The sequence below is a fragment of the Paenibacillus rubinfantis genome (assembly GCF_001486505.1).
Classification (GTDB): domain Bacteria; phylum Bacillota; class Bacilli; order Paenibacillales; family Paenibacillaceae; genus Fontibacillus; species Fontibacillus rubinfantis.
This window is the reverse complement of the sequence record NZ_LN909047.1, coordinates 21,692-36,284: the sequence shown is the minus strand read 5'-3', so window position 1 is coordinate 36,284 and position 14,593 is coordinate 21,692. Positions and strand designations below refer to the sequence as shown.

11 protein-coding genes and 1 other annotated feature are annotated in these 14,593 nt (G+C 50.9%); all 11 genes read right to left on the bottom strand.

The features are described 5' to 3' along the window. Positions 1–17: 17 nt before the first annotated feature. Positions 18–2,096: an elongation factor G gene (gene fusA / locus BN3277_RS00165; RefSeq protein ID WP_059040318.1), complete on the bottom strand. Its 2,079-nt coding sequence runs from the start codon at positions 2,094–2,096 to the stop codon at positions 18–20. A 47-nt stretch (positions 2,097–2,143) separates the two neighbouring features. Then, complete coding sequence (rpsG, locus tag BN3277_RS00160; protein WP_046680956.1) at positions 2,144–2,614, bottom strand: 30S ribosomal protein S7; 471 nt, start codon at positions 2,612–2,614, stop codon at positions 2,144–2,146. A gap of 234 nt (positions 2,615–2,848) precedes the next feature. Further along, positions 2,849–3,271 carry a 30S ribosomal protein S12 gene (rpsL, locus tag BN3277_RS00155; protein WP_018753998.1) on the bottom strand — a complete coding sequence of 141 codons (423 nt, stop codon included), beginning with the start codon at positions 3,269–3,271 and terminating at the stop codon, positions 2,849–2,851. A gap of 141 nt (positions 3,272–3,412) precedes the next feature. Beyond that, positions 3,413–3,664: a ribosomal L7Ae/L30e/S12e/Gadd45 family protein gene (locus tag BN3277_RS00150; protein WP_059040317.1), complete on the bottom strand. Its 252-nt coding sequence runs from the start codon at positions 3,662–3,664 to the stop codon at positions 3,413–3,415. Positions 3,665–3,838: 174 nt separating this feature from the next. Beyond that, a complete protein-coding gene (rpoC, locus tag BN3277_RS00145) occupies positions 3,839–7,453 on the bottom strand; it encodes a DNA-directed RNA polymerase subunit beta' (RefSeq protein ID WP_059040316.1) in 3,615 nt (1,204 codons plus the stop codon). A gap of 45 nt (positions 7,454–7,498) precedes the next feature. After that, positions 7,499–11,044: a DNA-directed RNA polymerase subunit beta gene (gene rpoB, locus BN3277_RS00140; RefSeq protein WP_059040315.1), complete on the bottom strand. Its 3,546-nt coding sequence runs from the start codon at positions 11,042–11,044 to the stop codon at positions 7,499–7,501. A gap of 373 nt (positions 11,045–11,417) precedes the next feature. Further along, the gene (locus tag BN3277_RS00135; protein WP_059040314.1) at positions 11,418–12,017 is read right to left on the bottom strand and encodes a class I SAM-dependent methyltransferase; all 600 of its coding nucleotides are present in this window, start codon (positions 12,015–12,017) and stop codon (positions 11,418–11,420) included. Positions 12,018–12,162: 145 nt separating this feature from the next. After that, a complete protein-coding gene (rplL, locus tag BN3277_RS00130) occupies positions 12,163–12,528 on the bottom strand; it encodes a 50S ribosomal protein L7/L12 (RefSeq protein WP_059040313.1) in 366 nt (121 codons plus the stop codon). A 68-nt stretch (positions 12,529–12,596) separates the two neighbouring features. After that, on the bottom strand, positions 12,597–13,100 hold the full coding sequence (gene rplJ / locus BN3277_RS00125) for a 50S ribosomal protein L10 (protein WP_059040312.1): 504 nt from the start codon (positions 13,098–13,100) through the stop codon (positions 12,597–12,599). 44 nt (positions 13,101–13,144) lie between these two features. After that, positions 13,145–13,297, bottom strand: a sequence feature (ribosomal protein L10 leader region). 82 nt (positions 13,298–13,379) lie between these two features. Further along, a complete protein-coding gene (gene rplA, locus BN3277_RS00120) occupies positions 13,380–14,072 on the bottom strand; it encodes a 50S ribosomal protein L1 (protein ID WP_059040311.1) in 693 nt (230 codons plus the stop codon). Positions 14,073–14,151: 79 nt separating this feature from the next. After that, positions 14,152–14,577, bottom strand: coding sequence for a 50S ribosomal protein L11 (rplK, locus tag BN3277_RS00115; protein ID WP_016310704.1), 426 nt, complete (start codon positions 14,575–14,577; stop codon positions 14,152–14,154). Positions 14,578–14,593: the final 16 nt, after the last annotated feature.

Here is a 14,593-nt window from a genome sequence, read left to right as displayed (position 1 = left end):
TCGGTAAATACATTAAGTTATTCTCCGCCTTTGTTCTTGGATACGATTTCTTCAGCGATGGTCTTCGGAACTTCTTCATAGTGAGAAAGTTCCATCGAGAATACGCCGCGTCCTTGCGTACCGGAACGAAGGGTTGTCGAGTAACCGAACATTTCGGAGAGAGGCACTTTCGCACGGATAATTTGCGCACCGCCACGGGAGTCCATACCTTCGATACGGCCACGGCGAGAGTTCAGCATACCCATAACGTCACCCATGTACTCCTCAGGTACCGTTACTTCAACTTTCATGATCGGCTCAAGCAGAATCGGCTGACATTTATCTTTAGCCGCTTTCAGAGCCATGGAGCCGGCGATTTTAAACGCCATTTCACTGGAGTCGACATCATGGTACGAACCGTCTACGATTGTGGCTTTAACGTCTACAAGCGGGAAGCCTGCAAGCACACCATTCTTCATAGCTTCTTCAATACCTTGTTGTGCCGGAGCGATATACTCTCTAGGAACGGAACCGCCGACGATTTTGCTGTCGAACTGGTTACCAGTACCTGGCTCCAGAGGTTCAAATTCAACCCAGACGTGACCATATTGACCACGACCACCGGATTGACGAACGAATTTACCTTCGACGCGAGCAGGAGCTTTGAACGTTTCACGGTAAGCAACTTGTGGTTTACCAACGTTTGTCTCAACTTTGAATTCACGGCGCATCCGGTCGATGATGATATCCAGGTGAAGCTCACCCATACCCGCAAGGATCGTTTGTCCCGTTTCTTCGTCTGTATGAGCGCGAAGCGTAGGATCTTCCTCCGTCAGTTTACCGAGAGCAACGCCCATTTTGTCTTGGTCGGCTTTCGTCTTAGGTTCAACAGCGATTTCGATAACCGGATCAGGGAAGTTCATCGATTCAAGAATAACCGGTGCCTTCTCATCACACAGTGTATCACCTGTCCCCGTGTCTTTCAAACCTACAGCTGCAGCGATATCACCAGCATATACTTCGCTGATTTCCTGACGGCTGTTGGCATGCATTTGCAGGATACGGCCGATCCGTTCGCGTTTGCCTTTCGTTGCGTTCAGCACATACGAACCGGATTGCAAAATACCGGAGTATACGCGGAAGAACGTCAGCTTACCCACGTAAGGGTCGGTCATGATTTTAAATGCAAGCGCCGCAAACGGCTCTTCGTCGGAAGAGTGACGTTCCACTTCCGCACCGTCTTCCAAGTGACCTTGGATGCTTGGTACGTCAAGCGGCGATGGCAAGTAATCGATTACGGCATCCAGCATCAGCTGAACCCCTTTGTTACGGTAAGAAGAACCGCAGATAACAGGGAAGATTTTAACTTCACAAACCCCTTTGCGAAGCGCTGCTTTCAGTTCCTCAACGGTGATTTCCTCGCCTTCGAGGTATTTCATCGTCAAGTCTTCGTCCAGTTCAGCAACCTTCTCTACCAATTCTGCACGAAGCTCTTCAACTTGTGCAGTGAATTCTGCAGGAATTTCTACCTCATCGATTTGTTGACCCAGATCGTCTCTGTACATATACGCTTTTTGAGCAACGATGTCGATAATCCCGACAAAATCGTTTTCCGCACCGATCGGCAATTGGATCGCAACGGCATTTGCTTGCAGACGCTCGCGCATATCTTTGACAACGTTCAGGTAATCGGCACCGATGATATCCATTTTGTTGACATAGGCGATCCGAGGAACGCCATAGCGGTCAGCTTGTCTCCAAACGGTTTCAGACTGCGGCTCAACGCCTTCTTTCGCACTGAACACGCCTACAGCCCCGTCCAATACACGCAGGGAACGTTCGACTTCAACAGTGAAGTCGACGTGTCCCGGGGTATCGATGATATTTACGCGGTGACCTTTCCATTGAGCGGTCGTCGCAGCGGACGTAATCGTGATTCCGCGCTCTTGCTCTTGTTCCATCCAGTCCATCGTCGCAGCACCCTCGTGAACTTCCCCGATTTTGTGCGTACGGCCTGTGTAGAACAAGATCCGTTCCGTCGTGGTTGTCTTACCGGCGTCAATATGCGCCATGATCCCGATATTACGTGTATTTTTCAAGGAGAACTCTCTTGCCATGAATCTGTCTCCCTTCAAAATATAAATTTTGAAATACGGGCGTTATCCTACCAACGGTAGTGCGCGAACGCTTTGTTCGCTTCCGCCATTTTGTGTGTATCTTCACGTTTCTTAACGGAAGCACCTGTGTTGTTGGATGCGTCGATAATCTCGGCAGCCAAACGTTCTTCCATCGTTTTCTCACCGCGGTTGCGGGAGTAGTTTACCAACCAACGTAATCCCAAGGATGTACGTCTTTCTGGCTTAACCTCGATCGGAACCTGGTAGTTTGCACCGCCGACACGACGAGCTTTAACTTCCAGTACAGGCATGATATTCTTGATCGCTGCTTCAAACACTTCCATAGGGTCATTCCCCGTGCGCTCTTGAATGATGTTGAACGCATTGTACAGAATGCTTTGAGCAACGCCGCGTTTACCGTCAAGCATGATGCGGTTGATCAAGCGTGTAACCAATTTGCTGTTATACACCGGATCTGGCAACACGTCTCTCTTCGTAACTGGACCTTTGCGTGGCATAGTTTGTTATCCCCCTTTCAACAATAATTCAAACCTTTAGTAGTAGTTCAAAACCACCTTTTGATCACGATGTATATCATGATGCAGTTTCGACTTCGAATCTTGAATTCAGCCGGGCCTTCCGTTGCTCACGCAGCTTACAGCTACGCTCCGCTACTCAGTCCCTAGCTTCATCCAACCTTCTCGGTGCTGAAAAGCCGGTTTTTGAACTTCCATTTAAAAATTCAAGCGATCTTAGGATTTCTTCGCTTTCGGACGTTTCGCGCCGTATTTGGAACGAGCTTGCATCCGGTTGTTAACCCCAGCGGTATCCAAAGCTCCGCGTACGATATGGTAACGTACACCCGGAAGGTCTTTGACCCGGCCGCCACGAATCAATACAACGCTGTGTTCTTGCAGGTTGTGACCGATCCCTGGAATGTAAGCCGTCACCTCTACACGGTTCGTCAAACGAACACGGGCATATTTACGAAGTGCGGAGTTCGGTTTCTTCGGAGTCATCGTACCTACACGAGTGCAGACGCCGCGTTTTTGCGGAGAACTCAAATCCGTAGCCTCACGTTTCAGGGCGTTAAAACCTCTTTGCAACGCTGGAGATTTGGATTTGTACACCTTATCTTGGCGTCCTTTACGTACTAATTGGTTAATTGTTGGCATGTTGTTGCCACCCCCTTCCTCAGAATTCATGTTTCTTTACAAACCTTTTTGTTAAGCCCACAGACCCAGGCGGTTCATAAAAGAACAAAGGAAAAGTTTTTGCCGAAGAGTTTCCCCTATTAGCAAAAACATTTCAATCAACTATGGTTTTACAATCGCAGCCATCGCCGCTCCCACTTCAATCCCGCAAGCTTTGCCGAGATTAACCATCGTATCCACATAAGTGACTTTGACGTTATGTTGGTTGCATAAGGCGACGATCTTTGATGTAAGACGCGGATCTGCATTCTCAGCCACATAAACTTCTTCGGCCCGTCCAAGTTCAACCATTCGCATGGTTTGCTTGGTGCCGATTTTAACCGGTGCGTCCCGTAGTCCTTTATCATTAGACATCACAAAGCCCTCCAAAGCACAGGGTTATCCGTTCTCACGCACTATGATATAGTATCACTCGGCTATAGCCGATGTCAAGCAAATTATTCAGCGAATTTCTTAGAAAAAAACAAGTCCGGCGCGACCCGGATACAACTCGCTTCAGGGCCGCGCCGGCTTATCTTCACATCATCGTTATTCGACAGAAACAGGCTCCAAGCTTTCTTCAGCCGCCTCATCTTGCTCCGGCTCTTCAAATTGAATGTTACGGTAGCGATTCATGCCGGTACCGGCCGGAATCAACTTACCGATGATCACATTCTCTTTCAAGCCGAGCAGCTTGTCGACTTTGCCTTTGATGGCAGCGTCGGTAAGCACCCGCGTCGTTTCCTGGAAGGAAGCGGCGGACAAGAAGGAGTCGGTTTCCAGCGATGCTTTCGTAATCCCGAGCAAGACCGGTTTGGCAACCGCCGGTTCTTTGCCGGACAGGATCGCATCTTTGTTGGCAACCTCATACTCATGCAGGTCCACGAAAGAGCCCGGCAGGAGCGGCGTATCACCGGCATCCACAATCCGGATCTTGCGCAGCATTTGGCGAATCATGACCTCAACGTGCTTGTCGTTGATTTCTACGCCTTGGTTCCGGTATACGCGCTGTACTTCCTGCAGAATGTAGTTCTGTACACCGCGAATCCCCTTGATGCGCAAAATTTCTTTCGGGTCGATCGAACCATCGGTCAACTCGTCTCCAGCCTCGATCTCATCGCCTTCGCTGACGCGCAGACGAGAACCGTAAGTGACGGAGTATACCTTCGTTTCCGCTTCGCCTTGAACCTCGATTTCGCGACGGTCTTTGGCTTCACGGATTTCTTTGATTACGCCGTCGATCTCACTGATCGTTGCTTGGCCTTTCGGATTCCGGGCTTCAAACAGCTCTTGAATCCGCGGAAGACCTTGGGTAATATCGTCACCCGCAACGCCCCCGGTATGGAACGTACGCATGGTGAGCTGGGTTCCCGGTTCACCGATCGATTGGGCCGCGATGATACCGACAGCTTCCCCGATTTCCACGTGTTTCCCGGTTGCCAGGTTGCGTCCGTAGCACTTCTTGCACACGCCATGACGAGCGCGGCAGCTGAGTACGGAACGAATTTGCAGCTTCGCGATGCCTGCATTGACGATTTCATGCGCTTTATCGGAATCGATCAATTCATTACGATGAATGATGATCTCACCCGTTTTCGGATGCTTAATCGTCTCGAACGAGTAGCGGCCTTCGATCCGGTCGTACAGGTCCTCGATAACCTCTTTGCCGTCCTGGATCACACCGACGGTAAAGCCTTTATCCGTACCGCAATCTTCCTCGCGAACGATCACGTCCTGAGCCACGTCTACGAGACGGCGAGTCAGGTAACCGGAGTCGGCTGTCCGCAGCGCGGTGTCCGCCAGACCTTTCCGCGCGCCGTGCGTCGACAGGAAGTACTCGAGGACGGTAAGGCCTTCGCGGAAGTTCGATTTGATTGGCAACTCGATGATCCGGCCCGCCGGGTTGGCCATCAAGCCCCGCATCCCACCCAGCTGGGTGATCTGCGATTTGTTACCGCGCGCTTTGGAGTCAACCATGAGCATGATGGAATTGTAACGGTCCATCGATTTCATAAGCACGTCGGTAATTTGGTCCTTACATTTGGACCAGATATCGATAACACGGTCATAACGTTCTTCGTTCGTAATCAAACCGCGACGGTATTGATTCGTAACCACGCGTACCTTCTCATCGGAATCGCGCAGGATTTCCTGCTTCTCTTTCGGTACGATAACGTCGGCTACCGCAATACTTACGCCCGCACGGGTTGAGTAAGTAAAGCCGGTTTGCTTGATTCTGTCCAAAATGACGGAGGTTTCCGTCGTATGGTAGATTTCGAAGCAGCGACCGATGATTTCACCGAGGTATTCCTTGCCGACACCACTTGCTTGCGGTGCAGCCATGATCCGTTCCAGAACATTGGCGCCCTTCTCATAAATGAAGTAATGATCCGGGGTACCTTGGAACAAGTTGACGCGCGTAGCTTCGTTAATGTAAGGGAAGCTAGCCGGGAAAATCTCATTGAAAATGATTTTACCAACCGTCGTAATCAGCAAAGCGTTTTGCTGTGCTTCCGTAAAGCTGGTTTTGCCCAACGCTTTCGTCGGAATGGCTACCCGCGCATGCAGCGAAGCCGTGCCGCGTTGATAAGCGGATACCGCTTCGTTGACCGAATTCAGAATCATGCCGGCACCTTTGGCTTCCTTGTTATCCATGGTCAGATAGTAGGAGCCGAGGACCATATCCTGCGAAGGCGTAACAACCGGCTTGCCGTCTTTCGGGTTCAGGATGTTGCCGGACGCCAGCATCAAGATGCGGGCTTCCGCCTGAGCTTCTGCGGACAACGGTACGTGAACGGCCATTTGGTCACCGTCGAAGTCGGCGTTATACGCCGTACATACGAGCGGATGCAGACGGATCGCGCGACCTTCAACCAAGATCGGCTCAAACGCCTGGATCCCGAGACGGTGAAGCGTAGGGGCACGGTTCAAGAGCACCGGATGTTCTTTAATCACTTCTTCGAGCACGTCCCAAACTTCCGGGCTGACGCGTTCGACTTTGCGTTTTGCACTCTTAATGTTATGTGCCAGACCTTTGTTAACCAGCTCTTTCATGACGAAAGGCTTAAACAGTTCCAGCGCCATTTCCTTCGGCAAACCACATTGGTACATTTTCAGGTACGGACCTACGACGATAACGGAACGACCGGAGTAGTCAACCCGTTTCCCGAGCAGGTTCTGGCGGAAACGACCTTGTTTCCCTTTAAGCATATGGCTCAGGGATTTCAAAGGACGGTTACCCGGACCCGTAACTGGACGGCCGCGGCGGCCATTGTCGATCAAGGCGTCAACAGCTTCCTGCAGCATGCGTTTCTCGTTCTGTACGATGATGTCCGGAGCGCCCAGGTCCAAAAGACGTTTCAACCGGTTGTTCCGGTTGATGACGCGGCGGTACAGATCGTTCAAGTCAGACGTCGCAAAACGTCCGCCATCGAGTTGAACCATCGGACGCAGCTCCGGCGGAATCACCGGAAGCACGTCGAGGATCATCCACTCCGGCTCATTGCCGGAGCTTTTGAACGCTTCGATGACTTCCAAACGTTTGATCGCACGGTTACGGCGTTGACCTTGGGCCGTGCGCAATTCTTCCTTCAGGAAATCAAGCTCTTTGTCGATGTCGAGATCCTGGAGCAGCTTCTTCACGGCTTCCGCACCCATGCCGGCTTGGAATCCATAACCGTATTTCTCGCGGTAGCTGCGGTATTCCTTCTCGGACAAAAGCTGCTTTTTCTCCAGCGGCGTTTCGCCTGGATCGGTTACGACATAAGATGCAAAATAAATGATCTCTTCCAGGGAACGCGGCGACATGTCAAGCGCAAGGCCCATCCGGCTCGGAATCCCTTTGAAGTACCAAATATGGGATACCGGGGCTGCCAGCTCGATATGCCCCATCCGTTCGCGGCGCACTTTAGCGCGAGTAACCTCAACGCCGCAGCGGTCGCAGACGACGCCTTTGTAGCGAACGCGTTTATATTTACCGCAATGACATTCCCAGTCTTTGGTTGGGCCAAAAATCTTTTCGCAGAACAGCCCTTCCTTCTCTGGCTTCAACGTGCGGTAGTTGATCGTTTCCGGTTTCTTTACTTCTCCGCGGGACCAAGAACGAATTTTATCTGGGGAAGCAAGCCCAATTTTCATAAACTCGAAGTTGTTGACGTCCAACAAGGAGCATCCCTCCTTAACCAAGTCCTGATTTGACTATATAACGCTCTATTCTACGCCGACTTCCGCGCCTTCCAGATTGAGACTCAATTTGTCGCCCGACGCATCATCCTCGTCGTCGATCTCTTTCATCTCGATCTCTTCTTCGTTCTCGGTCAGGATCTTGACGTCCATACCCAAGCTTTGCAGCTCTTTGATCAAGACCTTAAACGATTCAGGCACGCCTGGTTCAGGCACGTTTTCTCCTTTGACGATGGATTCGTAGGTTTTCACCCGGCCCACCACGTCATCCGATTTGACGGTAAGAATCTCTTGCAGCGTATAAGCGGCGCCATAAGCTTCCAGCGCCCACACTTCCATCTCCCCGAAACGTTGACCACCGAACTGAGCTTTACCACCCAGCGGCTGCTGCGTAACGAGCGAGTAAGGACCTGTCGAACGAGCATGGATTTTATCGTCAACCATGTGTGCAAGTTTGATCATGTGCATGACGCCGACGGTAACTTCGCGTTCAAACGGTTCACCCGTGCGGCCATCATAAAGGATCGTTTTACCGTTACGTTGCATGCCGGCTTCTTCCATCGTGTCGAATACATCTTCCTCGTTAGCGCCGTCAAATACCGGTGTAGCGACGTGAATACCCATTTGCAGAGCGGCCATCCCCAAGTGGATTTCCAGCACCTGCCCGATGTTCATCCGCGAAGGTACACCCAGCGGGTTCAGGACAACCTGTACCGGCGTTCCATCCGGCATAAACGGCATATCCTCTTCCGGCAAAATCCGAGCTACGACCCCTTTGTTACCATGGCGTCCGGCCATTTTGTCACCTTCGGAGATCTTCCGTTTTTGCGCGATGTATACGCGAACCAGTTGGTTTACACCCGGCGGCAATTCGTCGCCGTTATCGCGGGTAAACACCTTCACATCTACAACGATCCCGTCAGTACCGTGCGGTACACGCAAGGAAGTATCGCGAACTTCGCGAGCCTTCTCACCAAAGATAGCGTGCAGCAAACGCTCTTCCGCCGTCAGCTCCGTTACGCCCTTCGGCGTAACTTTACCAACCAGGATGTCGCCAGCGGCAATTTCCGCACCTACGCGGATAATGCCACGCTCATCCAGGTTACGTAACGCCTCTTCGCCGACGTTCGGGATGTCGCGGGTAATCTCTTCCGGTCCCAGCTTCGTGTCGCGGGCTTCGGATTCGTATTCCTCGATGTGGATCGAAGTATATACATCCTCTTTCACCAGCTTCTCGCTCAGCAGGATCGCATCCTCGTAGTTGTAACCTTCCCATGTCATGAAGGCGACGACCACGTTGCGGCCCAATGCCAATTCGCCCATTTCCGTCGAAGGACCATCAGCCAGGATATCGCCTTTCTTGACGACGTCTCCCCGCTTCACGATCGGACGTTGGTTAATGCAGGTCCCTTGGTTAGAACGCATGAACTTGTGTAATTTATATTTAACAAGGTCGCCTTTGACTTCCTTGCCATCAATCGTTTCTACGCGACGCAGCCAAATTTCGTTCGCTGCCGACCGCTCGATGACCCCGTCATATTTCGACACGATACATACGCCGGAGTCCTTCGCCGCTTTATGCTCCATCCCGGTTCCGACGAGCGGAGCCTTCGGAATCAGCAACGGAACAGCCTGACGTTGCATGTTCGAACCCATGAGCGCACGGTTCGAGTCGTCATTTTCCAAGAACGGAATCAGCGCAGTTGCAACCGACACGACCTGTTTCGGCGAAATATCCATGTAGTCCACACGGTTACTTGGCATGGTCAGGATGTTATCCGACTGCTTATTGTAACGAACGATAACCGATTCATCTTCAAACAAGTTATCTTCCGTCAGCTTCGCGTTGGCCTGAGCGATGATATAGTTATCTTCCTCATCGGCCGTCAGGTAAGCCACTTGATCGGTAACCGTCCCCGTCTTCGGATCAACCCAACGATACGGCGCTTCAATAAAGCCGTACTCGTTAATCCGCGCAAAGGTGGACAAGGAGTTGATCAAGCCGATGTTCGGTCCTTCCGGCGTTTCGATCGGACACATCCGGCCGTAGTGGGACGGGTGAACGTCACGCACTTCCATGCCGGCGCGTTCCCGGGTCAAACCACCAGGACCCAACGCGGACAAACGGCGTTTATGCGTCAACTCGGCAAGCGGGTTCGTTTGATCCATAAACTGGGACAACTGCGAGCTGCCGAAGAACTCTTTGATCGAAGCGATCACAGGACGAATATTGATGAGCGCCTGCGGCGTAATCACGTTCGCATCCTGAATCGACATTCTTTCGCGCACGACGCGTTCCATTCGGGACAAGCCGATGCGGAATTGGTTCTGCAGAAGCTCACCCACCGAGCGCAGACGACGGTTGCCGAGATGGTCGATATCGTCCGTGCTGCCGATGCCATGCAGCAAATTGATAAAATAGCTGATCGAAGAAATAATATCAGCAGGGGTAATATGCTTCACCGATTTATCGATGTTGCGGTTCGCGATCACTTTGACCACTTTGCCGTCCTCGATCGGCGAGAAGACGTCGATCGTTTGCAGCGGCACGTCATCCGCATCAAGCACGCCGCCGACAACATGGTAGTTCTTGAAGCCCACATTGCTCTCGAGGTGAGGCAAAATCTCGTCCAGCAAACGGCGGTCCACCATTTGACCGGCTTCCGCGATAATTTCGCCCGTGGTTGTGTCGATTAGCGACTCCGCGAGACGTTGGTTAAACAAGCGGTTTTTAATGTGCAGTTTCTTATTGATTTTGTAACGACCGACATTGGCCAGATCGTAACGTTTTGGATCGAAGAAACGGGCCACAAGCAAGCTCTTTGCATTCTCAAGAGTTGGCGGCTCGCCCGGACGCAGACGCTCGTAGATTTCGATCAGCGCTTTCTCCGTCGAATCCGTATTGTCTTTGTCCAGCGTGTTGCGGATGTACTCATCATTGCCGAGCAAATCCAAAATCTCCGCATCAGTTCCGAAGCCAAGTGCGCGAAGCAACACGGTTACCGGAATTTTACGGGTACGGTCGATCCGTACGTAAATAATATCCTTCGCATCCGTCTCCAGCTCGAGCCATGCGCCGCGGTTTGGAATGACGGTAGCGGTATACATTTTCTTACCGTTCTTATCTACTTTCGTGCTGAAATAGACGCTAGGAGAGCGAACCAACTGGCTGACAATAACCCGTTCCGCACCGTTAATAATAAACGTACCGGTTTCGGTCATCAGCGGGAAATCTCCCATGAATACTTCCTGCTCTTTGACTTCGCCGGTTTCCTTATTAATAAGCCGGACTTTGACCCGAAGCGGCGCCGCATAGGTAACGTCGCGTTCCTTCGCGTCATCCACCGTATACTTCGGTTCGCCCAGGCTGTAATCGATAAACTCCAACACCAGATTTCCAGTGAAATCCTGAATCGGCGAGATATCTTGGAACATTTCCCGAAGGCCTTCTTCCAAGAACCACTCATAGGATTTCTGTTGGATTTCGATCAGGTTCGGTACTTCGAGTATCTCGTTAATTCGCGCATAACTACGCCGAGTGCGTCGACCATATTGAACAAGATGTCCTGCCAACTTAAACTCACCCCTCATGTCTACTCACTTTAAAAATACATTGCGAACCCGTGTTTGTGCCCTTATAATAGGACCATACGGATTCATCCACAAATAAAGAAAAGCCCTTATCGAATGCTTTCGAAAAAAGAGCATCATTTATCCGTGTCTGTTTCTGCTCTGATGTCCCCGTATTTATTAGTTTATCCAAAATGCGCATATTATACGTAAAACAATACATTTTTATGCATTGTTTCCGTAGAACTATTGACATTTCACTAAACTAAAGCCACCGAGGGCATCCTAATGCTGACATTTTATAATAATAACATATCGGTTTTGTCAAGTCAACCTTAGGTTTTAGTTTAAATCTTAACCTTCCGCACCATACCACTCAGGCTTTTACCGCCTTATAAATGCGGTACCCCTTATCCTTCGTCACTTCCTCCACCCTGGAAAATAAGGACTCCAGCTTTTCCTTCGCCGATGGCGCACCTTGCTTTTTCTGAATAACCACCCATAACGATCCGCCTGCACGCAAGCGTTCGTAAGCTCCTTCGAAGATGGCATGAACCGTGGCCTTCCCGGCGCGAATCGGCGGGTTGGTCAGCACCACATCAAAGCTCCGATCCCCTAGGGCCGAGAACAAATCGCTTTCCACAATGGATACGTTATTCACGCCGTTAGCCGCTGCATTCTCTTGGGCTAGTTCCACGGCACGGGAGTTCACGTCAATCATCCACACATGCCCCCGTCCGGCCAACTTGGCGGCCGTAAGCCCGATGGGCCCATATCCGCAGCCTACATCAAGGACTTCAGCCCCTTCCGGGATGTCCATCGCTTCAATTAAAGTCCGACTGCCGAAGTCAACGCCCCCTTTGGCAAAAACGCCCGCATCGCTGACAAAACGAAAGGTTTGTCCTCTCAGCAAGGCTTCCCAAGTTTTCCGATCATGCGCCGCAGCGGGCTGGCTTGTGTAGTAATGATCCGCCATGTTCCTTCGATTCCTCCATTACGTCTAGGCTTCCATTCTTTCTTGTCCCCTATTATATCCATTCCCGCAGCAGGATGTAAGGGATATAGGCAACAAACCCCTTGAATCAAGTTCAAGGGGTTTGTTATAGGAGAAGTAATAGCTATTACTTCACTTCTACAGTTGCGCCTGCTTCTTCCAATTTAGCTTTAACGCCGTCTGCTTCTTCTTTGCCCACTTTTTCTTTCAGTGGTTTTGGAGCGTTGTCAACCAGGTCTTTTGCTTCTTTCAAGCCGAGGCCCGTGATTTCGCGAACCACTTTGATAACGTTGATTTTGGATGCACCAGCGTTAGTCAGGATTACGTCGAATTCAGTTTGCTCTTCAGCTGCTGCACCGCCGCCGCCGCCGCCAGCTACAACAACAGGAGCTGCTGCAGTAACGCCGAATTCTTCTTCGATTGCTTTAACGAGATCGTTCAGTTCAAGAACGGTCATACCTTTGATTGCTTCCAAGATTGCTTCTTTACTCATGGTAGAACCTCCATTATATAATAGTTTATTTTTTTGCGAATCAGATGACTTGCTTTCGCAAGGCTAACTTACGCGCTTGCTTCTTCCTTCTCGGCAACGGCTTTGACAGCCAGCGCCATGTTGCGCACTGGTGCTTGAAGCACGCTGAGGAGCATCGAAAGGAGACCTTCGCGGGACGGAAGATCCGCCAGCGCTTTGATTTGGTCGACGCCTACAACACGGCCTTCAACCACGCCACCTTTCACTTTCAGGGCATCGTTCTTCTTGGCGAAATCGCTCAAGATTTTGGCAGGAGCTACTGCATCTTCCGTACTGAACGCGATGGCCGTAGGACCGGTCAACACTTCGTCCAGCTCGGTCAATTCCGCAGCAGCCGTAGCACGACGAACGAGCGTGTTCTTAAGCACTTGGAATTCCACGCCAGCTTCACGAAGCTGTTTGCGGAGTTCGGTAACTTGAGCAACATTCAGTCCGCGGTAGTCCGCAACAACAGTCGTTGCGCTTTCGCGCAATTTCGTCGTTACAACTTCAACGGCTTCTTGTTTTGCTTGAATGACTTTTGCGTTTGCCAAACTGTACACCTCCTATTAGATTCATGAGCCTCTTGCTACTTCCGCAAGGCATTGAAAAAAGCCTCCGCAGAATCACGAAGGCTTGACGGATCATCTGTACACAGCAACGCTGCATGCATTGACGTTCTATCACAACACCTCGGTAGGGAATTAAGCCTTGCGGCACCTACTGTCTACGGTAAGCATATTCTTATTTAAGTCTCACATCAAAACAACTGTTTCAGTATACCAAGGGGCATCCCCTGGTGTCAATCCCTGATCCGCAATGAGCGGAAGGTATTATCTGTAAACAGCCGTATTCACGCGAGCGCTTGGGCCCATGGTCGAAGAAATCGCGATATTCTTCAAGTAAACGCCTTTGGCAGCGGCCGGTTTAGCCCGGTTCAATGCGTCGATGAGAGCTTTGAGGTTCTCATTCAATTGATCGGAAGTAAACGATACTTTACCGATCGGCGCATGGATTTGACCTGCTTTATCCAAACGATACTCGATTTTACCGGCTTTGATTTCTTGAACGGCTTTAGCTACGTCAAACGTAACCGTGCCCGCTTTCGGGTTAGGCATAAGGCCTTTACCGCCGAGCAGACGACCGAGTTTACCAACTTCGCTCATCATGTCCGGTGTAGCTACGCAGACATCGAACTCGAACCAGCCTTGTTGGATTTTGTTGATCATGTCTTGATCGCCGACGAAGTCCGCTCCGGCTGCTTCCGCTTCCTTTGCTTTTTCGCCTTTAGCGAACACCAATACGCGTTGGGTTTTGCCCGTGCCATGCGGCAGAACAACGACACCACGAACGGCTTGGTCTTGTTTACGAGGGTCTACGCCCAAACGAACTGCAGCTTCAACGGTTTCGTCGAATTTCGCAGTCGCCGCCTTCTTCACCAGTTCAACGGCTTCCGAAGGCTCATATGTCGCTTCGCTGTCAATCAGCTTAGCGGCTTCCAGGTATTTCTTACCGTGTTTAGCCATGAATTCGTCCTCCTATGTGGTATTAGCGGAAATTCCTCCCACTGAGGATGGAGGTTCATCTCCATCCGAGGATCCAAGATTAGTCTTGAATCGTGATGCCCATACTGCGAGCAGTACCTTCAACCATGCGCATAGCCGCTTCAACGGATGCTGCGTTCAGGTCAGGCATTTTTTGCTCCGCGATTTGACGAACAGTGTCGCGCTTCACGGTAGCTACTTTTTTCTTGTTCGGTTCGCCGGAACCTTTCTCGATCTTCGCTGCAACGCGAAGCAGAACGGCTGCCGGAGGAGTTTTGGTGATGAACGTAAAAGAACGATCTTCAAACACCGAAATTTCAACCGGGATGATCAAACCTGCTTGATCAGCGGTACGTGCGTTAAATTCCTTACAGAATGCCATGATGTTGACACCCGCTTGACCCAACGCCGGACCTACCGGTGGTGCAGGGTTCGCTTTACCCGCAGGAATTTGCAGTTTTACCACTTTGATAACTTTTTTCGCCATGTAAAACACCTCCTTG

Excerpts from the sequence above, each read along its gene's own strand:
- BN3277_RS00135 (WP_059040314.1), bottom strand. The coding sequence starts at position 12,017 with ATGGCGGATCATTACTACACAAGCCAGCCCGCTGCGGCGCATGATCGG.
- fusA (WP_059040318.1), bottom strand. The coding sequence starts at position 2,096 with ATGGCAAGAGAGTTCTCCTTGAAAAATACACGTAATATCGGGATCATG.
- rpsG (WP_046680956.1), bottom strand. The coding sequence starts at position 2,614 with ATGCCACGCAAAGGTCCAGTTACGAAGAGAGACGTGTTGCCAGATCCG.
- rplL (WP_059040313.1), bottom strand. The coding sequence starts at position 12,528 with ATGAGTAAAGAAGCAATCTTGGAAGCAATCAAAGGTATGACCGTTCTT.
- rplK (WP_016310704.1), bottom strand. The coding sequence starts at position 14,577 with ATGGCGAAAAAAGTTATCAAAGTGGTAAAACTGCAAATTCCTGCGGGT.
- rpsL (WP_018753998.1), bottom strand. The coding sequence starts at position 3,271 with ATGCCAACAATTAACCAATTAGTACGTAAAGGACGCCAAGATAAGGTG.
- BN3277_RS00150 (WP_059040317.1), bottom strand. The coding sequence starts at position 3,664 with ATGTCTAATGATAAAGGACTACGGGACGCACCGGTTAAAATCGGCACC.
- rplA (WP_059040311.1), bottom strand. The coding sequence starts at position 14,072 with ATGGCTAAACACGGTAAGAAATACCTGGAAGCCGCTAAGCTGATTGAC.